The 13,646-nt window shown below is 42.2% G+C and carries 14 protein-coding genes; 5 read left to right on the top strand and 9 right to left on the bottom strand.

Annotated elements, in window-relative coordinates; all coding sequences use genetic code 11:
- The first annotated feature begins 149 nt into the window (after nucleotides 1–149).
- Nucleotides 150–1,823: a GMC oxidoreductase gene (locus tag AM1_RS27960; RefSeq protein ID WP_012166320.1), complete on the top strand. Its 1,674-nt coding sequence runs from the start codon at nucleotides 150–152 to the stop codon at nucleotides 1,821–1,823.
- A gap of 302 nt (nucleotides 1,824–2,125) precedes the next feature.
- Here the strand turns inward: AM1_RS27960 and AM1_RS27955 are convergent, their stop codons facing one another.
- The gene (locus AM1_RS27955; RefSeq protein WP_012166319.1) at nucleotides 2,126–3,310 is read right to left on the bottom strand and encodes a GGDEF domain-containing response regulator; all 1,185 of its coding nucleotides are present in this window, start codon (nucleotides 3,308–3,310) and stop codon (nucleotides 2,126–2,128) included.
- Between the two features lie 262 nt (nucleotides 3,311–3,572).
- On the opposite strand from AM1_RS27955, the gene AM1_RS41345 reads away from it, so the two are divergent.
- Complete coding sequence (locus tag AM1_RS41345; protein WP_187152964.1) at nucleotides 3,573–3,749, top strand: site-specific integrase; 177 nt, start codon at nucleotides 3,573–3,575, stop codon at nucleotides 3,747–3,749.
- A gap of 181 nt (nucleotides 3,750–3,930) precedes the next feature.
- On the opposite strand, the gene AM1_RS27945 is transcribed toward AM1_RS41345, so the two are convergent.
- A complete protein-coding gene (locus tag AM1_RS27945) occupies nucleotides 3,931–5,175 on the bottom strand; it encodes an ISL3-like element ISAcma10 family transposase (RefSeq protein ID WP_012160803.1) in 1,245 nt (414 codons plus the stop codon).
- A gap of 569 nt (nucleotides 5,176–5,744) precedes the next feature.
- On the opposite strand from AM1_RS27945, the gene AM1_RS27940 reads away from it, so the two are divergent.
- Nucleotides 5,745–6,863, top strand: coding sequence for a hypothetical protein (locus AM1_RS27940; RefSeq protein ID WP_041660659.1), 1,119 nt, complete (start codon nucleotides 5,745–5,747; stop codon nucleotides 6,861–6,863).
- Between the two features lie 198 nt (nucleotides 6,864–7,061).
- Here AM1_RS27940 and AM1_RS27935 read toward each other — a convergent pair whose 3' ends face one another.
- Complete coding sequence (locus AM1_RS27935; RefSeq protein ID WP_012166316.1) at nucleotides 7,062–7,271, bottom strand: hypothetical protein; 210 nt, start codon at nucleotides 7,269–7,271, stop codon at nucleotides 7,062–7,064.
- Between the two features lie 237 nt (nucleotides 7,272–7,508).
- Between AM1_RS27935 and AM1_RS27930 the strand changes: the two genes are divergently transcribed.
- Nucleotides 7,509–8,297, top strand: coding sequence for a RecB family exonuclease (locus tag AM1_RS27930; protein ID WP_012166315.1), 789 nt, complete (start codon nucleotides 7,509–7,511; stop codon nucleotides 8,295–8,297).
- 190 nt (nucleotides 8,298–8,487) lie between these two features.
- Here AM1_RS27930 and AM1_RS27925 read toward each other — a convergent pair whose 3' ends face one another.
- The 3 genes from AM1_RS27925 to AM1_RS41340 all read right to left on the bottom strand — a co-directional run bounded on the left by AM1_RS27925 (nucleotide 8,488) and on the right by AM1_RS41340 (nucleotide 11,592).
- Nucleotides 8,488–9,432 (bottom strand): cation diffusion facilitator family transporter, encoded by a 945-nt coding sequence (locus tag AM1_RS27925; RefSeq protein ID WP_012166314.1) that lies wholly within the window; start codon nucleotides 9,430–9,432, stop codon nucleotides 8,488–8,490.
- A gap of 278 nt (nucleotides 9,433–9,710) precedes the next feature.
- The gene (locus tag AM1_RS37850) at nucleotides 9,711–10,298 is read right to left on the bottom strand and encodes a hypothetical protein (protein WP_012166313.1); all 588 of its coding nucleotides are present in this window, start codon (nucleotides 10,296–10,298) and stop codon (nucleotides 9,711–9,713) included.
- A 982-nt stretch (nucleotides 10,299–11,280) separates the two neighbouring features.
- Nucleotides 11,281–11,592, bottom strand: coding sequence for a hypothetical protein (locus AM1_RS41340; RefSeq protein ID WP_012166311.1), 312 nt, complete (start codon nucleotides 11,590–11,592; stop codon nucleotides 11,281–11,283).
- 520 nt (nucleotides 11,593–12,112) lie between these two features.
- Here AM1_RS41340 and AM1_RS27915 point away from each other — a divergent pair.
- Complete coding sequence (locus AM1_RS27915) at nucleotides 12,113–12,430, top strand: hypothetical protein (protein ID WP_041660658.1); 318 nt, start codon at nucleotides 12,113–12,115, stop codon at nucleotides 12,428–12,430.
- A 32-nt stretch (nucleotides 12,431–12,462) separates the two neighbouring features.
- On the opposite strand, the gene AM1_RS27910 is transcribed toward AM1_RS27915, so the two are convergent.
- Genes AM1_RS27910 through AM1_RS27900 form a run of 3 tightly spaced genes read right to left on the bottom strand, consistent with a single transcriptional unit; the run spans nucleotide 12,463 to nucleotide 13,624 of the window.
- Nucleotides 12,463–12,849, bottom strand: a complete 387-nt coding sequence (locus AM1_RS27910) for a hypothetical protein (RefSeq protein ID WP_012166309.1) — start codon at nucleotides 12,847–12,849, stop codon at nucleotides 12,463–12,465.
- A complete protein-coding gene (locus AM1_RS27905; RefSeq protein WP_012166308.1) occupies nucleotides 12,849–13,259 on the bottom strand; it encodes a DUF4326 domain-containing protein in 411 nt (136 codons plus the stop codon). The genes AM1_RS27910 and AM1_RS27905 overlap by 1 nt, the downstream gene beginning before the upstream one ends.
- Nucleotides 13,260–13,291: 32 nt before the next feature.
- Entirely contained in the window at nucleotides 13,292–13,624 is a 333-nt protein-coding gene (locus tag AM1_RS27900) for a hypothetical protein (protein WP_012167083.1), read from the bottom strand.
- Nucleotides 13,625–13,646 lie beyond the last annotated feature (22 nt).

Below are 13,646 nucleotides of genomic sequence, written 5' to 3'. Positions count from 1 at the left end.
TAACTTTAAATTCTTAACGCTCCCCTTTTAGCTCACTTATTTTATTTTATGCGGCTTAAAATAGATTTTAAATAGCAAAACTTTAACCGCAATATCGATATTGATTTCGCGCTGTTATTGAAACATAGCTATAGCCTAGGGAGGCAAGGATGGAGTTCGAATATATTGTGGTTGGTTCTGGTAATGGGGCCTGTGGGTTTCTCAGCCGTTATTTGGACTCCCAAGCTAAAGGTAAAGTTCTGGTTTTGGAAGAAGGAGAGGATTTTTTCTACAGTAGTGATATTGCCCATCAGCTAAATTGGCTTAAATCCTTTTCTGAAGGTAAAATCTTTAAGCTGCATAATACTCAAACCCCCAATGGCATACCGATTATTTCTGGAAGAGCCTGCACGATGGGTGGTGGTGGGTCGATTAACTACACGATGATACATGAATCGTCCGAATGGTTGTCAGCTCATGTGGGTCAACCTGTTGGATATTGGCAGGATCTAAAACAAAAGTTGAATTACAAATTTAACCGAGATGACCCAAGAGAAGATCTCTCTCCGATAACCCAACATGTGCTGAAGATAGCTACAAAAGCTGGATTTCGGGAAAGTAATGACGAATTTGAAAATATTCCGAATCACCCAGAACAAGATGAGAAGCTCCTCCACCTTTTTCCCTCTCTCTTCAACCCATTTGGTCAGCGCACCCATAGTGGTGTTTCCATCGTTAATTGGTTTGATGACCGGATCGTTCTAAGAACCCAGTGTCGCGTTCAACACCTGGATTTTGAGGCGACTGATTCGGGCGAGTTAAGGTGTAGCGCAGTCCATGTTAAAAATCTTGTTGATGAAACCTCTGAATGTATTTCCCTAAAGGAGACTTGTAAAGTCATTCTTTGTGCTGGAGCGGCAACCCCTCGCCTATTACAACCCTACAGAGAAAAAACGGGTCAGGGCGAAATTGGTCATCATGTAAGCGACCATATCCTTTTACCATTGGGACTCTACATACCTAAAGAAGGGATTGTCACCACTCCTAAGGATAACTATGTTCCTGTGTTTGCGACGACTTTATGGAGAGACGATCCAGATTCTGAAGCGACTGTTTGCACCTTTGACTTCTTTGCTGGTGATTTTGATCGCCTTATTTTTCTGGTCTCTCATCTATTTCTGGCTCTACTTTTACCAAATTGTCTCAAACGAAAGGTAATTAAATATCCGAAGCTCTTCACCTTTACCAAGAATGCAGTACGAATTTTGATCCAGATTGTCGCCTTTTTCATCAATAGAGTGAGGATTGTGTGGAATGGCCTCACAGGCAAACCGAGCCAGCAAGAGTTGGAGCTTGTCACTGCTATTCTGAAGTTCAAACCCCGTTCAGCAGGATATTACGTCAAAGATAGTTCACGAATTACTCTAGATTTCTTCGCCCCAGATCCGAACACTAATTTTAATCAGGATAAAGAAGTTGCCAAAACTGTAATCAAGGACCATATAGACTTTTTGAATGAACTTGGTTATCAGCCTCACTGGTTTGTGAAATGTCTGCTCCGATGTCTAACTCGGATTCCCTATACCAAAGGTCAAGTCGATAATTATGTCGAAACCTATAGTCGAAAATTTCTACTAACCGAGCAGCATTTAGCTGGAGGATGTCTCTACGGATCAGTACTCGACAAGGGCCTAGACAACCCAGAAGATACTGGCAAAGTATCCGGAACCCATAATGTACATGTTGCAGATTTATCCTCGGTACCCCTACCTCGTGTCAGTCCGCAAATGACCGCTTATCTCTTAGGATTCCATGTGGCTGAACAATTAAGGGTAGGTAGATGAGATCATATCAGCGCGGCAAGGTTGTACCAGTTCTGCTGTTGTCTGGCTTCGTGAAGGCAACAAACAGCAGCGAAGCCAACATATCTCTGAGGTTGAACTGCTGGAACTCCCAGCTCCAGGGATTCAGGGCATGCCATAGTTTTTATGCTTCATTGTCACTCAAGTTTTTACTGTCTATGACCAGTTAGCGGAGGGATTGCCTGAAGATAATCAGAAAGACCTTTAGGGAGAGGTGGTGGGAGTAGGAATGTTAAACAAGGAGATTCAGTTAGTAACTTTTCAATTGGGTTACCTTCTAGATTCTAGTGAAGGGTAACGAACTGGTTGCGTCCTAGTTTTTTAGCTCCATAGAGGGCCTGATCTGCCCGATGGATCAAGTCATTTATTGATCCATCTGACTGAAATTGTATTGAGGTCACACCAATACTCACTGTTACATACTCACTAACTGTTGAAGCTCGATGAGGGAGACGAGCGTTGTGAATCTCTGACCTTAACTTACCAGCTATTGTTTGACTATCTATGAGGTTGGTATTGGGTAGAACCATAGCAAACTCTTCACCACCAAAGCGTGCAGCGAAGCCCTCGGATTTCCCAGCAACTCGGTGAATGATTTGGGAGACCCTTTGAAGGCAATGATCACCCTCTGGATGTCCATAACTATCGTTATAACCCTTAAAAAAATCAATATCACAAATCAATATACTCAATGGATGCTTGTTTTCTTGAGCAGATTCCCAAACTTGTTGCAAATACACATCGAAATAACGACGATTAGCCAAACCTGTCAATGCATCTTGGTTGGCAAGTAGGGAGAGCTTCTTATTCGCCTCAAAAAGCTTTTCATTGATTATTTCTAGATTTTGTTGAGCATGGAGCTTAGCCTGAACTTCTAATTCGAGCTTTTTATTATTTTCGACAAGTGCTAAAGTTTGTTTTTGTAATATCTGGGTATACTCTTGCACCTTCTTTTCCAAAATGAGATTAGAGTTCTCTAGTGCTTTGTTTTGGGCAGATATATGCTGACGAGCCTCTTCTACAGTCAGTAAGTTGTGATAGTTTCGAATTGCTGTTAATAGAAAACAAAAGAGTTTGTGCTGGGTTAATTCAGTCTTTAAAATATACCCATTGATGTCATATTCTTCAATAATGGACTGTTCGGGAGCAATCCATGGTTGACCTGTCCGTAGAATTATACGAATAAACCGATTATGCAGTTTCTCACGAGTATATTTAACTAGATCTAAACCAGCCTCTTCTCTTTCCATGACTATATCCAGCAACAGCACGGCTGTATCTGGATTTTGCTCTAATAGTTGTTGCCCTTCACTACTAGAATAGGCTGAAATAAGCTCTAGAGATTTGTGCTTATATTGAAAATTTTGGAGTGCCAGACGAGTAACGGCATGAACTTGTTCCTTATCATCAACAACAATTATTTTCCAGCAATGGGAGGATTTTATACTCTCAATGTTAGAGGACTTCATGGTTTACATCTTGGTTTAAAGTTACTAAATGAAAGATGATTTTCCTTAGTTATGAGTAGCCTAATTATTTACTTTCTTAGGCAAATAATAATAAAGGTTTTCTCAAGTAATTTCGAACTGAAAACATCGTACTGAGATCAACATCAGTGGACGATTTATGGTCAATATGAAACGGGGTTTATATAGCAGCGCGATGTAGATATTTTGTGAAACTCTTTCGCCATTATTCCCATGTTCAAGAGTGCTTTGATCTTGAATTTAAGTGAGATTATCAGCCTTGCTCGGTGTCTGCCTCTATACCGGATTCAGGATCGGTGAAGCCTGTACATTACTCACCAGTGATGTGGTCAACGCCAGTAAACCCAAACCCTCGGTGTTGTTTCGCTGGCATCAAACGAAGGGCAATTGGGATACGCGAGAAGTGCCGATGCATCCCTAGCTGTATGACTATTTAGTGGCTTATTCACCTGACCCAACTCGCACCTATTTCCCCCGGTTGGCATGGCCGTTCTTATATCCGGGTGAGTTCAGCAGACCGAATCTTTAGGCATACTTTTGCTCGTGTGGGACTGGAAAGGTGGCTCTCCGGGAATTAGCGTGGTAGCCGCTAGATATAGTGTTTAGGTCACAGCGAATGTCTGATACCCATTGAGGTCAAGAGAAATCCTTTGGAAGAGTCTTTCAATATCGAAAATACCGTAGCATCGTCTTTTTAAGACTTTGACTCGGTTATTAAATCCTTCCACAAAACCACTGGTCCACCCCTCCAGGAAATAGTTGGTCATCTCGTCCATCCAATTATTGATAGTGGTCAGAAAACAATCGAATTCCTTGATGTCACTCTTGAGTACTTGTTTACACCAAGCACGGATGGCACATTTAGCTCCGTGCTTGGTGTACCTGCCCTCAAATATCTGCGTGAGTTTCTCTCGGAGGTTGTACGCCTGTTTCAGTTGTGGAGAATAAGCAAACAATCGCTCAAGGAGTTGTTGCTCTGACTCTTTCAGATTCTCTGGTCGTTTTCTAAAAGGCCACATCGCGCCTTTGATGCTGTCATACTCTTGCTTAGAGAGCTCTCGTCGTAGACGTTTGACCTCACGTTTACGAACCGTATCAGCACAATTACGATAGGCTTTGGTCACATGAAAGCGGTCAATGACAATTTTGGCTTGCGGCAATTGTTCTCGGACTGCACTGACAAATCCTTGGTACATGTCCGTACAGACGCGCTCAATGGTTTGGCGTAAATCAATGGGAATCGATTGAAGGAAATTTGCCACTGTCTGCTGTTTACGGTCGGCTAGAACTGCCAATATATCCACCCCATCCGTCGTAGGAATCGTGATCAAAACCACAAAATCACGATGGCCTCGTTTGAGAGAAATCTCATCCATCCCCATAACTTTGAGGTCTGCATATTCGCTCCAGTCAACTTGAGCGGCAATCCAACGATCAATGATTCCACTGACGATATCCTCACTAACGCCTAGTTTTCTGGCAACATCTGAGACCGTTGAATTGATCAAGATTCGCAGAAGCCAACGCTCATATGCTTTTGTATTGGGACTGCGAGGTTCGTGCCATTCTAAATGTTGAGTTGTTGTGGGATGGTCATCGCAATACTTGCATCGATAACGCTTGGGCCGAATTTCTAAGTAAACGGGGACTTCAAATAATGGCAGGTGACGAATCCGAAAAGGCTGATCATGACAATGGAGGTCAGTAATCTCACGTCCGCATTGATGACAGGTTGTTCCTTGAAGCGTACTCTCAATCTTGATGAGCCAATCCCCTCTCTCAGTCTTCGATAGCTCTAGAACTCGAATATCAGGAAGGTTGAGCGGGATGCGAATTGAGTTATCCATTACGCCATTGCTCTGAAGTACTACCTCAGATCATTCCATAGGGATGAAAAAGGAAACACACTAAATGTAGGACTGCTACACGCTAATTCCCAGAGAGCCGGAAAGGTTTAGTACCCATAGCTTCAGATGCACAGCTTTGGTGCGGATGCATAACGCTTGAGTGCCGACGAAGCATGTTCAGCGAATCTCAAGGCACAGGACGCTGGCCGCATTGTAGGGTTATCTTGAGGTCACCGATAGGTGGAGAGGGTGATTGCATGGCTGGTGTTTTAATGAATCTAAAACGGTGCTTAAATACGACAATAATTGGAAGAATCTTCAGGGAGAGATTATAGGGGTGTTGCTGGGGTTAAATTAATTATTTCTCATTTTTATCAAGCTATTCCATGATCTTAAGCGCTCTGCTATTTAGTTTGAAATCTGAGAATTTTATTGAGTGGTTTCCCTAATATATTTCATGAGAGATAAAATCTATAACAGTCATTGATATAGATCACTCAACCTGTTTGAGAACAATCGTATGATGGAATGGCTTCTATTATCTCAACTAAAGTTCATACTCTACCCTTATGAACAATGCCGAACTTTTAAAAGTATTTGTATCAAGTTATCTTTCAGGCTACTCAGCATTTGAGAGCAATGCTGAGCTTAGGTTTGAGCCAATTGGAGATACTTTGCAACTATTAGCTAAATCTGAAGGATTAATTGCTACAGCTAAATTATCTGGTAAACGACGCTTTAGCTCAATTCGTTATAAGTCTAGCTTTTGGTCACAGTTGCATGAATCTATGGCCAAGCAAAAATGTTTGCCCATCCGCCAGTCAAACATTTCAGGTTTTTATGAATATGAACCTATTGATATTCCTAAAAACTATAGTGTTCACTTTACTAATTCCCTAGACTTATTACAAGCCTGGTGGAGGTATGAAAAAGAGAATAAACAGCGCTCTTTAATGAGTTTACTTATCCTCTATCGAGGTGTTTTATATCCTATCCAAAACTTGGTCTGTGAGCGAGGTATCATCACGATTCAAATTTCGGGCCATTGGATGCGATTAAACCCATTGAATATGTTGAGTTGGCTGAAAAGTACAGAAAAACCCTCTCTCACCACACCCTCCAAACCGAAAAAGCACTTTAATAAAACTCAGTCAAAAAAACGCCAAAACCGTTTGAGACAAAAACAAACAGTACATCGTCGGACAGATGCATCCCGCTATCCTGGCATTAAACGCATTGGTAGTTACCTAGTTGATGCAGGCTTATTGTCCTTGGCTCAAGTAGAAGTTGTCTTATCGGATCAAGATTCTACGGAAATGCGATTTGGAGAAATCTTGGTGTCTCGGGGCTGGCTCAAATTTGAAACGGTTGAATTCGTATTTCAAAATGTGATTCTACCCCAGCGAACTTTGGCTAAAAAAACTGTAGATGCTGCCTACCCATCGAAGCTATCTTCCCAGAGATATGGACAGGAGCGATTAAACAAAGCTGCTGACGAAGTCGCAGAGCCTTTACCCCCGAAGAAAAAGGCTTTGCCTTTGGTATCTGCAAAAAATACTATGCCAGCTTCTGGAAAGCTTCCTTTCCTTCAGCTCCCATCTATTCATGATCATGAGACCTTATCAACTTATGACAATCTGAACTCTGAATATTTACCCGATTGGATAGAAACAGATTCCACAGTTTGATGAACGTAGAGCAAAATTTAAAATTACAACTGTAATTGATGTTGAGAATGGGTTCTAAACTACGAACCTAAAGGCTTTGGCCAGGATTCAGATAAGTTGAACTTTTCGGTACCCTCTCTACACCAGAACATTCAGAATGGCTGTAAACATTAGCACAAAGCAGATCTACCTCAGTATTGATAAAGAAAGTCCTATATACTAACTAGCCTGATCAGGCACGTATCGATGCTCTAGCGGAATCTTCTCAATCGCCGCTCTCTGCCGTGCATCTCGTTCCGCTTTCTGTCGAGCAGCAATCCTGGCCCTAGCAGCTTTAGCCCGCATTGCCTTGGCATCGCTGTTGTAGTTCTTCTGAATCTCCTCCGTATTTCGAGTGGGGGCTGGGGCGTATTTATCTTGCTCTGACATTAGGCGTGGAAAGGATGAATAAATGGTGTTCAGTGAACCATGCTAGCAAGACAGTTCAGGGAGAGCCAAGATCGGAAATCCCTAAAGAGTTTTGGCAAGTTTAGTCACCGTTACTTTATGGCTTTTCAGCGGCAGCAGATCAGTATATTGCCGCTGAGGAAGAGACGATAAAACTGAATCGATGATTGAGACTTAATACATCTGATCTACCATAGGTTCATGCGCTAACACACGCCCATGTCCTATTCCCTGTCAGCCACCAAGCTCAAAACCTACGGACAGTGCCCAAAATCCTATCAATTTAGGTATGAGCATAAATTACCTTCACCAACCATATTCGGCTCCACCAAGCTTGGCAATGCTCTCCATGCAGCGTTAGCCAATGTCTACAAGGATTGGAACTACGCTTACCCTCTTCCTTCCCTCGATTGGTTTGCCGTTTGTTGGCAGCAGCATACGAGTGAATTGACCCCAACTCAGGTCCATGAGGGGTGGGTAGCACTACAGCTTTATTATGAGCGGTATATTTCCTCACTCCCCCAAATCCGCAAACCGCTGGGGATTGAGACAAAGGTCAGGGCAAATCTCCAAGTCCGTAATATCGAATTTACCCTGTCTGGTCGGTATGATCGCTTGGATTATATCGATGATGGTCTGGAACTGATTGATTACAAGACAAGCAAATCCGTTAATCCTCCTCCATCAGTGGATATCCAATTGGGTTTTTACTATCTGATTCTGGAACAGATCTACAAGAAAGCGCTCAAACGCCTGAGTCTCATCTACTTGCGTTCTAACGAGAAACTGACCTATGAGGTCACACCTGACCATCACCAGCAAGCCCAATCTCTGATTGAAGATATGGCGATGAAGCTCAGATGCGATCAGGAATGGAAACCCGTGACGGGACAGCATTGCGATCGCTGCGGGTATCAGAAATATTGCCCCGCGAAAAATACTAGACCAGAACCCCTACCGCAAGAGGCTAAGGAGGTTACGCAAGTGCAGTTGGCTTTGGGATTGTGATTTTTTTGAATTTATAAGTTTCAGTACGAACAGTTTCAGATGCTTATTGCTGACACGGTTGCATAACGCTGGGTTCTGATGAAACATATTCAGTGGATACCAGGACATCGTGTGCCGGCTTCATGGTCGAGATATCTTGACTTATCCAATGAGATACTAGAGAACTTCATTATAAAGATATTTGGATCAGTCAAGCTTTACTCACATGCAATATCCTTCTTTCAACCCATATTGGATCACATATGAAATTTATATCAATGGCTAGGCTAGGAAAGTCATCTCTTAGCTTCTGATAAAGAAAAGCACGAATTTTATCCTGCTCGGCTAAACTTAACTTCTGACTTATTTCTTCAATTACTAAAAGATGACATTGCACGTAAAGCTTATCACCTAAGTATCCATGACTAACATAGTAGTCTTGTATTGTTGTCTTTGGAATATGTTTGTCTATAATATCAATGATTTTATATTCAAGCTGGACATCATATTTTTCCCCTACTAATTTAGGCCAGTTCTCCTTTACAATCTCCACAGGAATAGGAGCTACTATTAAACACAAGAAAATAACTAGAATAGGATCAGCGTAGGGTAAGAATATTGCTAATGTTGTATTTTGCAAGAAAAACACAATTGTAAAAACTAAGACTACAACTCCGCTCAATAAACCATCGATGAACCAACTTTTGGCATCTACTTCAATGAGTGAAGAATTACATGCTTTTGCTCTTTTTCTTTGCTTGAGCGCAATAGTCATACAGACTAATGTTGCCAATAGTGCATACCAAATGGCTTTTCCTGTAGATATAGCATGACCACCGTTTAGGATAATAATTACTGAAGACCCAAAAGCTAAGAGGCAGACAATAGTTAAGATGACGCCTTTTACTAAGTTTATCAATGGTTCAAAATAAATTGAGGGAATAGAATTATAGTAATCGTTTGACTGTTTGGATCGTCTTAATATCTTGAGAGATAGATAAGCAATAACTAGATTAATTAAAGAAAATACTCCATCTAGAAGAATCATTTCTGAGTGGGATAAGCTAGCAAAACAAAGGCCAAGGGCTGCCATGAAGAGGTTGCCCAATATGCTTAACCTTATACCTTGCTCTTCAATCGTTATATTTCTAGACATAAAGCATGATGTGATTGGTGATATAAAAAGTAGATTTATAATCCAAATTTCTATCTTTAGGTTTCATGGTTGAGCATGACTTATAGCTCGCTATTGCAGTTGTCTTTATTCATGTATTAACTAATTTTTTGATAGTTGTCATTGTCTTTTATGCAATATCACGTTGCTTCGGTTTTTTTAAAGGACATTTAGAGAAATAGGTATTCTAGATGTCCTTACTTCTCATTGCATAACTTAGAGTTTTACTGGAACAAAATATGTTCCAAGTAAATATTGGCTTAGGCTATCCAGTGTTCTGACCAAGTACCCGTAAGATGATATGCAAGATCAAAGAACAGGAAAGCGACTAAATAGTGCCAGCTTAATATATTCATAAAGAAGAGAATTATCATCATCACCTTCATGAAGCAACGGTATTCAAGAAAAAAGTAGGTGAATTTCGTTCCACTCCAAAAAGAAGCTCTTTTTAAGAGATTAGGCCGAGAGTCAACAAAATCGTTCCCTATTTCATCAGCGAAACCCGCGAGACCTAAAACTAGCCAGGGAAGTAACATGATTTCAGGAGGATTTACATATAAAAGTAAAAGAACAATGGCTAATGCTAGTAAATGACCTACTGTATCGATTTTCCCTTTGAGGGCGACTCCTAGCATAATAGCTAATAGAATTGTCGCTGCTGCAATATCAGTTGCTATGAGCAAATAACATATAACTCCTGTAATTGGAGCAAAAATCATCGCTAAAATTTTTCCATGATCACTAGAATCAAAAGCATCATCAATGTATTTTATTGCTCCACCACAAAATGCAAAGCCTAGATTGATGACAATGATTTCTTGAGCTGAAGAAGATGTTTCTAATAGCATCGGAGTTTAGTATTTGAGTCAACATGTGAGTGAAAAATCAAAAATTAGGCATGACAAGCTTGCAGACCATTTCTCATCTGCCATTTGAAAACCAGAAATGTTATCTGGATGAGTAAGTACTGAGTACTGAAGTCAGGGCTAAGCTTGGTGGTAAGAGTTGTTTGCCAGGAGGCAACAACTAAGATGTAAACTCAGTAACCCAGTAGATATAATGGTTTAGCTTGCTTCCTTTAACTTTGATGCCCTCAATATCGCCAATATTCTTGGTAGATAAAATCCTGAAAAGTTCAGATTTATTCAGTGGAAAGTTCAGTAAAAAAATTCAAAGCAATAAAGGTTTTACCACTGCTCGAAGTCCCATACAGGGTATGCCGTACTCAAGATTGAGTTCTGGTGGGTTTTTGAAATATGGATATTCTCTTCAAACTGTTGATGGTTGTGTGACGATGACTCCACCAACTTTCCGTAATGAATCATCAGTGGTGATGGGGAATAGCTCAAATGCTCAACACAACTGAAAGCCAAGGCTCATACCACCTCATTTGTAGGATCATTAAAGTCCAATGTCGCAAAGACTTACAGTTGGATATTGCGGCCACCTCGGCAAGCTCGGTCCGATTTAGAGTGGCAAACATGCTGTTTCCCCTGGCACAAATACACGATAATTTCAGTCATTCGTGCATTCTTTGATCCTGTAGTGGGGGATGAGACGGGATTGGAGCAGTGGTATCACCCGATGAGCGCTCATCTTACTGGGGGATAGCAACGAATACTCAAATGAAGGACCATAGAAATTCTTTAAAGTCCTGATTGGTTCTGTTCATAGCCGCCACCTGTTTCTTCAATCTAGCGATCCAAAATCTTCACTCCAAAATCGATGAACTGCCCTTTCAGGGTTAGTCCTTTAGATCAGTCCACAGATCGCTATATGGGAGGAGTACGGGTTAATCGTAGCTAAGGTGTAAATTCAGTCCGTATCTACTTAGAAATGATGGCCAGAATGGCGATACTTTTTCCAGAAGCAATGACGCTTGAACTTCACGATTTTACGTCCATGACGATAGAACACATGGGGGCGTCGATAGCAAACCCACTTTCTGCGCCAGCGAATTCGTCGAACTCTACGACCTCTGCGGAAACGGCGATGAGAGGCAACGAGTGAACTATCATTCTGCTCTATGGCTTCAGACTGTTGCCCAACCAAAGAAGAGTAAGCGTTTGCTTGGGGGATGGCAATTGTTGCTGTCGTTGCTGCCATAATGCCTAGCAGCGTTACTTTGATTGGCTTTAGCATGATGGATTATCCTGCAATTGATAAGAAAATGAACGTTGATCGGTACTGATAAGAGAGAATCATTTCAAACTTTCTAATGAATTAGATTGCTTGTTTTGGATTTGTTTTTCTCTCTGTAAGTAAACTATCGGCTCTGTCAAAGATTTTCTCTAAGCTGGATCACAAGCTAGGCGTGATAATCGGTGATTTAGAGGGTGATCTTAGGTTTTAGAGCTAATTACCAGGACCTTCGAAGATTGAGTCTGATTTATTTGTGATATGGCCCAAAAATCACGTTTGAAGTCACTTCACCGCATCGCTAGCGGGGTCAGGAGCTGATTGGGGACTTAGCAGGGAAGCTCAGGGTGGATCAAGAAGGGGAACCGGAGGTGGGACAACATTGCGATCGCTTTGGGTATCAAAGATATTGTCCAGAAAAATCAGATCAACCAGAACCTTTCCAGGAGGTGCTAGAAAGGAACGACAGGTACAGTTAGGTTTTGGGCTCTAAATCCTTGTTGCATTCATAAGGATGAATTGAATGAATGAACCGCCATCTTCTGCCGATCAGTCAATGAAGTCGAAGTTATTCCAATCCTGTATGAATCACTCATTAAAATTCATGAGTGATTCGATGGCCACAGAAATGTGTGATTGTATGGCTCAAGAATTCATTGATCATGAAATGGTCACTGATGAAATGCGTGAAGAGTTAGCGATTGATTGGAATGCCGGTATTAACCTTAGAGATGGTGGTTTTATTGACGGTAAAAAAGTCGAGTGGATGGGTATTGGCTTGCTAGTTTGGGGGAATTGTATGAAAAAGCTATGTCTTGGCTGGATGAAGTTTGATTCTTAAGCTCAGGTATTTCAGCAATTCAATATGCCCTTTTACGTTTCATTGGTCAAATCCTCCAACTTCATCTGTCCAAACCACTCCCGCTTGGTGAAAGCATTGGCTTTTCGGAATGGCGCATCAAATTTCAAATGGCACGGCGCACACAGGGCCTTGAGATTGTCTGGGTGATTATTCTGCGGATCTTGGTCAAGGTGCGCCACTGTGAGAGTGAATCGCTGAGGCTTCTGTTCCTCCCTCTCTGAAGTGATCGGGAACCATTCAGGGTGGGTAATCATCAGCCAGAAAGAGAAGTGTAGCCACTCAACCCCCGGCTTTCGACAGGGTTTACCGCACTCAGTACAGCACCAGTCAGCCGCATCCTTGACCTGCAACGCAATCTCATCCCAGTTATCGGGGTATCGTGCCCGAATCATCGGCATCACAGAACCTCCAATGTTTGCTGCTGGGGGGTTGGGCACTTCCAATCAAGGAAAGCCTTGATCACATCACAGTGACAGGGTTTGGGATGACACCAGCCCAGCAACGTTACTTCAGACTTCTGGCCCAGCGCCTCCAGCGCTGCCATCATTGCACCTCGACCGAATGGTTTATAACTACCGCTGGGCATAATCTTGTGCTGCTCAGCAATCCTGCGAATCAAGTCTTGGCTAGGTTCATTTCCCAGAATGGCAACCTCATACAAGAAGACTCGGAAAGCCGCAATGCAGCGATCTCGCTCTGATTCAGCGAACATATGGAAAGGATTGCCTAAAGGAGTCCCCCGATCACATCGAACACCGGGTTGAAGCTGCCGGGACTTTCTCAGATTGGCAATGTGGATAGTGGGCATGATGAATACTCCAAATCTCTAGCTGTTGGGGATTAGCAAGCAATGACGGTCATGTTCTCGGCCATCTCATGAGCAAGAGCGACCCTCAGCCGTTGCTCATCCGTGAGTCCTGCATTGAACGCTTCTAAGACAGCCTCAGCGGCTTCCATCCTGCGAGAATAAGGGCCGAAGGACTGATGTCTGAGCGTGGTGCCGACGTAATTGGATTGACCCTGGATAAAGTTGATGTAGACATACCCGATCAACCGACTGCCGAAAAAGACATTGAGCTTGCGGTCGTTCTCACCAGTCGGTCTGGCATGGAGTTCGTAGGAAGGCAGAGCAATGCTGTCGATAACTAGTCGGGGAAGAGTTGTATGATTCATTTTGAATAACCTCGTTGAATGG

This window comes from Acaryochloris marina MBIC11017, from assembly GCF_000018105.1.
Classification (GTDB): Bacteria; Cyanobacteriota; Cyanobacteriia; order Thermosynechococcales; family Thermosynechococcaceae; genus Acaryochloris; species Acaryochloris marina.
The sequence above is the reverse complement of the archived record's forward strand: the minus strand, read 5'-3'. Positions and strand labels throughout refer to the sequence as shown.

Bases quoted from the DNA above. Each gene is read 5' to 3' on its own strand.
- AM1_RS27960 (WP_012166320.1), top strand. From the start codon at position 150: ATGGAGTTCGAATATATTGTGGTTGGTTCTGGTAATGGGGCCTGTGGG.
- AM1_RS27935 (WP_012166316.1), bottom strand. From the start codon at position 7,271: ATGTCAGAGCAAGATAAATACGCCCCAGCCCCCACTCGAAATACGGAG.
- AM1_RS41340 (WP_012166311.1), bottom strand. From the start codon at position 11,592: ATGCTAAAGCCAATCAAAGTAACGCTGCTAGGCATTATGGCAGCAACG.
- AM1_RS27930 (WP_012166315.1), top strand. From the start codon at position 7,509: ATGTCCTATTCCCTGTCAGCCACCAAGCTCAAAACCTACGGACAGTGC.
- AM1_RS37850 (WP_012166313.1), bottom strand. From the start codon at position 10,298: ATGCTATTAGAAACATCTTCTTCAGCTCAAGAAATCATTGTCATCAAT.
- AM1_RS27900 (WP_012167083.1), bottom strand. From the start codon at position 13,624: ATGAATCATACAACTCTTCCCCGACTAGTTATCGACAGCATTGCTCTG.
- AM1_RS27910 (WP_012166309.1), bottom strand. From the start codon at position 12,849: ATGCCGATGATTCGGGCACGATACCCCGATAACTGGGATGAGATTGCG.
- AM1_RS27940 (WP_041660659.1), top strand. From the start codon at position 5,745: ATGAACAATGCCGAACTTTTAAAAGTATTTGTATCAAGTTATCTTTCA.
- AM1_RS27915 (WP_041660658.1), top strand. From the start codon at position 12,113: ATGAATGAACCGCCATCTTCTGCCGATCAGTCAATGAAGTCGAAGTTA.
- AM1_RS27905 (WP_012166308.1), bottom strand. From the start codon at position 13,259: ATGCCCACTATCCACATTGCCAATCTGAGAAAGTCCCGGCAGCTTCAA.
- AM1_RS27945 (WP_012160803.1), bottom strand. From the start codon at position 5,175: ATGGATAACTCAATTCGCATCCCGCTCAACCTTCCTGATATTCGAGTT.
- AM1_RS27955 (WP_012166319.1), bottom strand. From the start codon at position 3,310: ATGAAGTCCTCTAACATTGAGAGTATAAAATCCTCCCATTGCTGGAAA.
- AM1_RS27925 (WP_012166314.1), bottom strand. From the start codon at position 9,432: ATGTCTAGAAATATAACGATTGAAGAGCAAGGTATAAGGTTAAGCATA.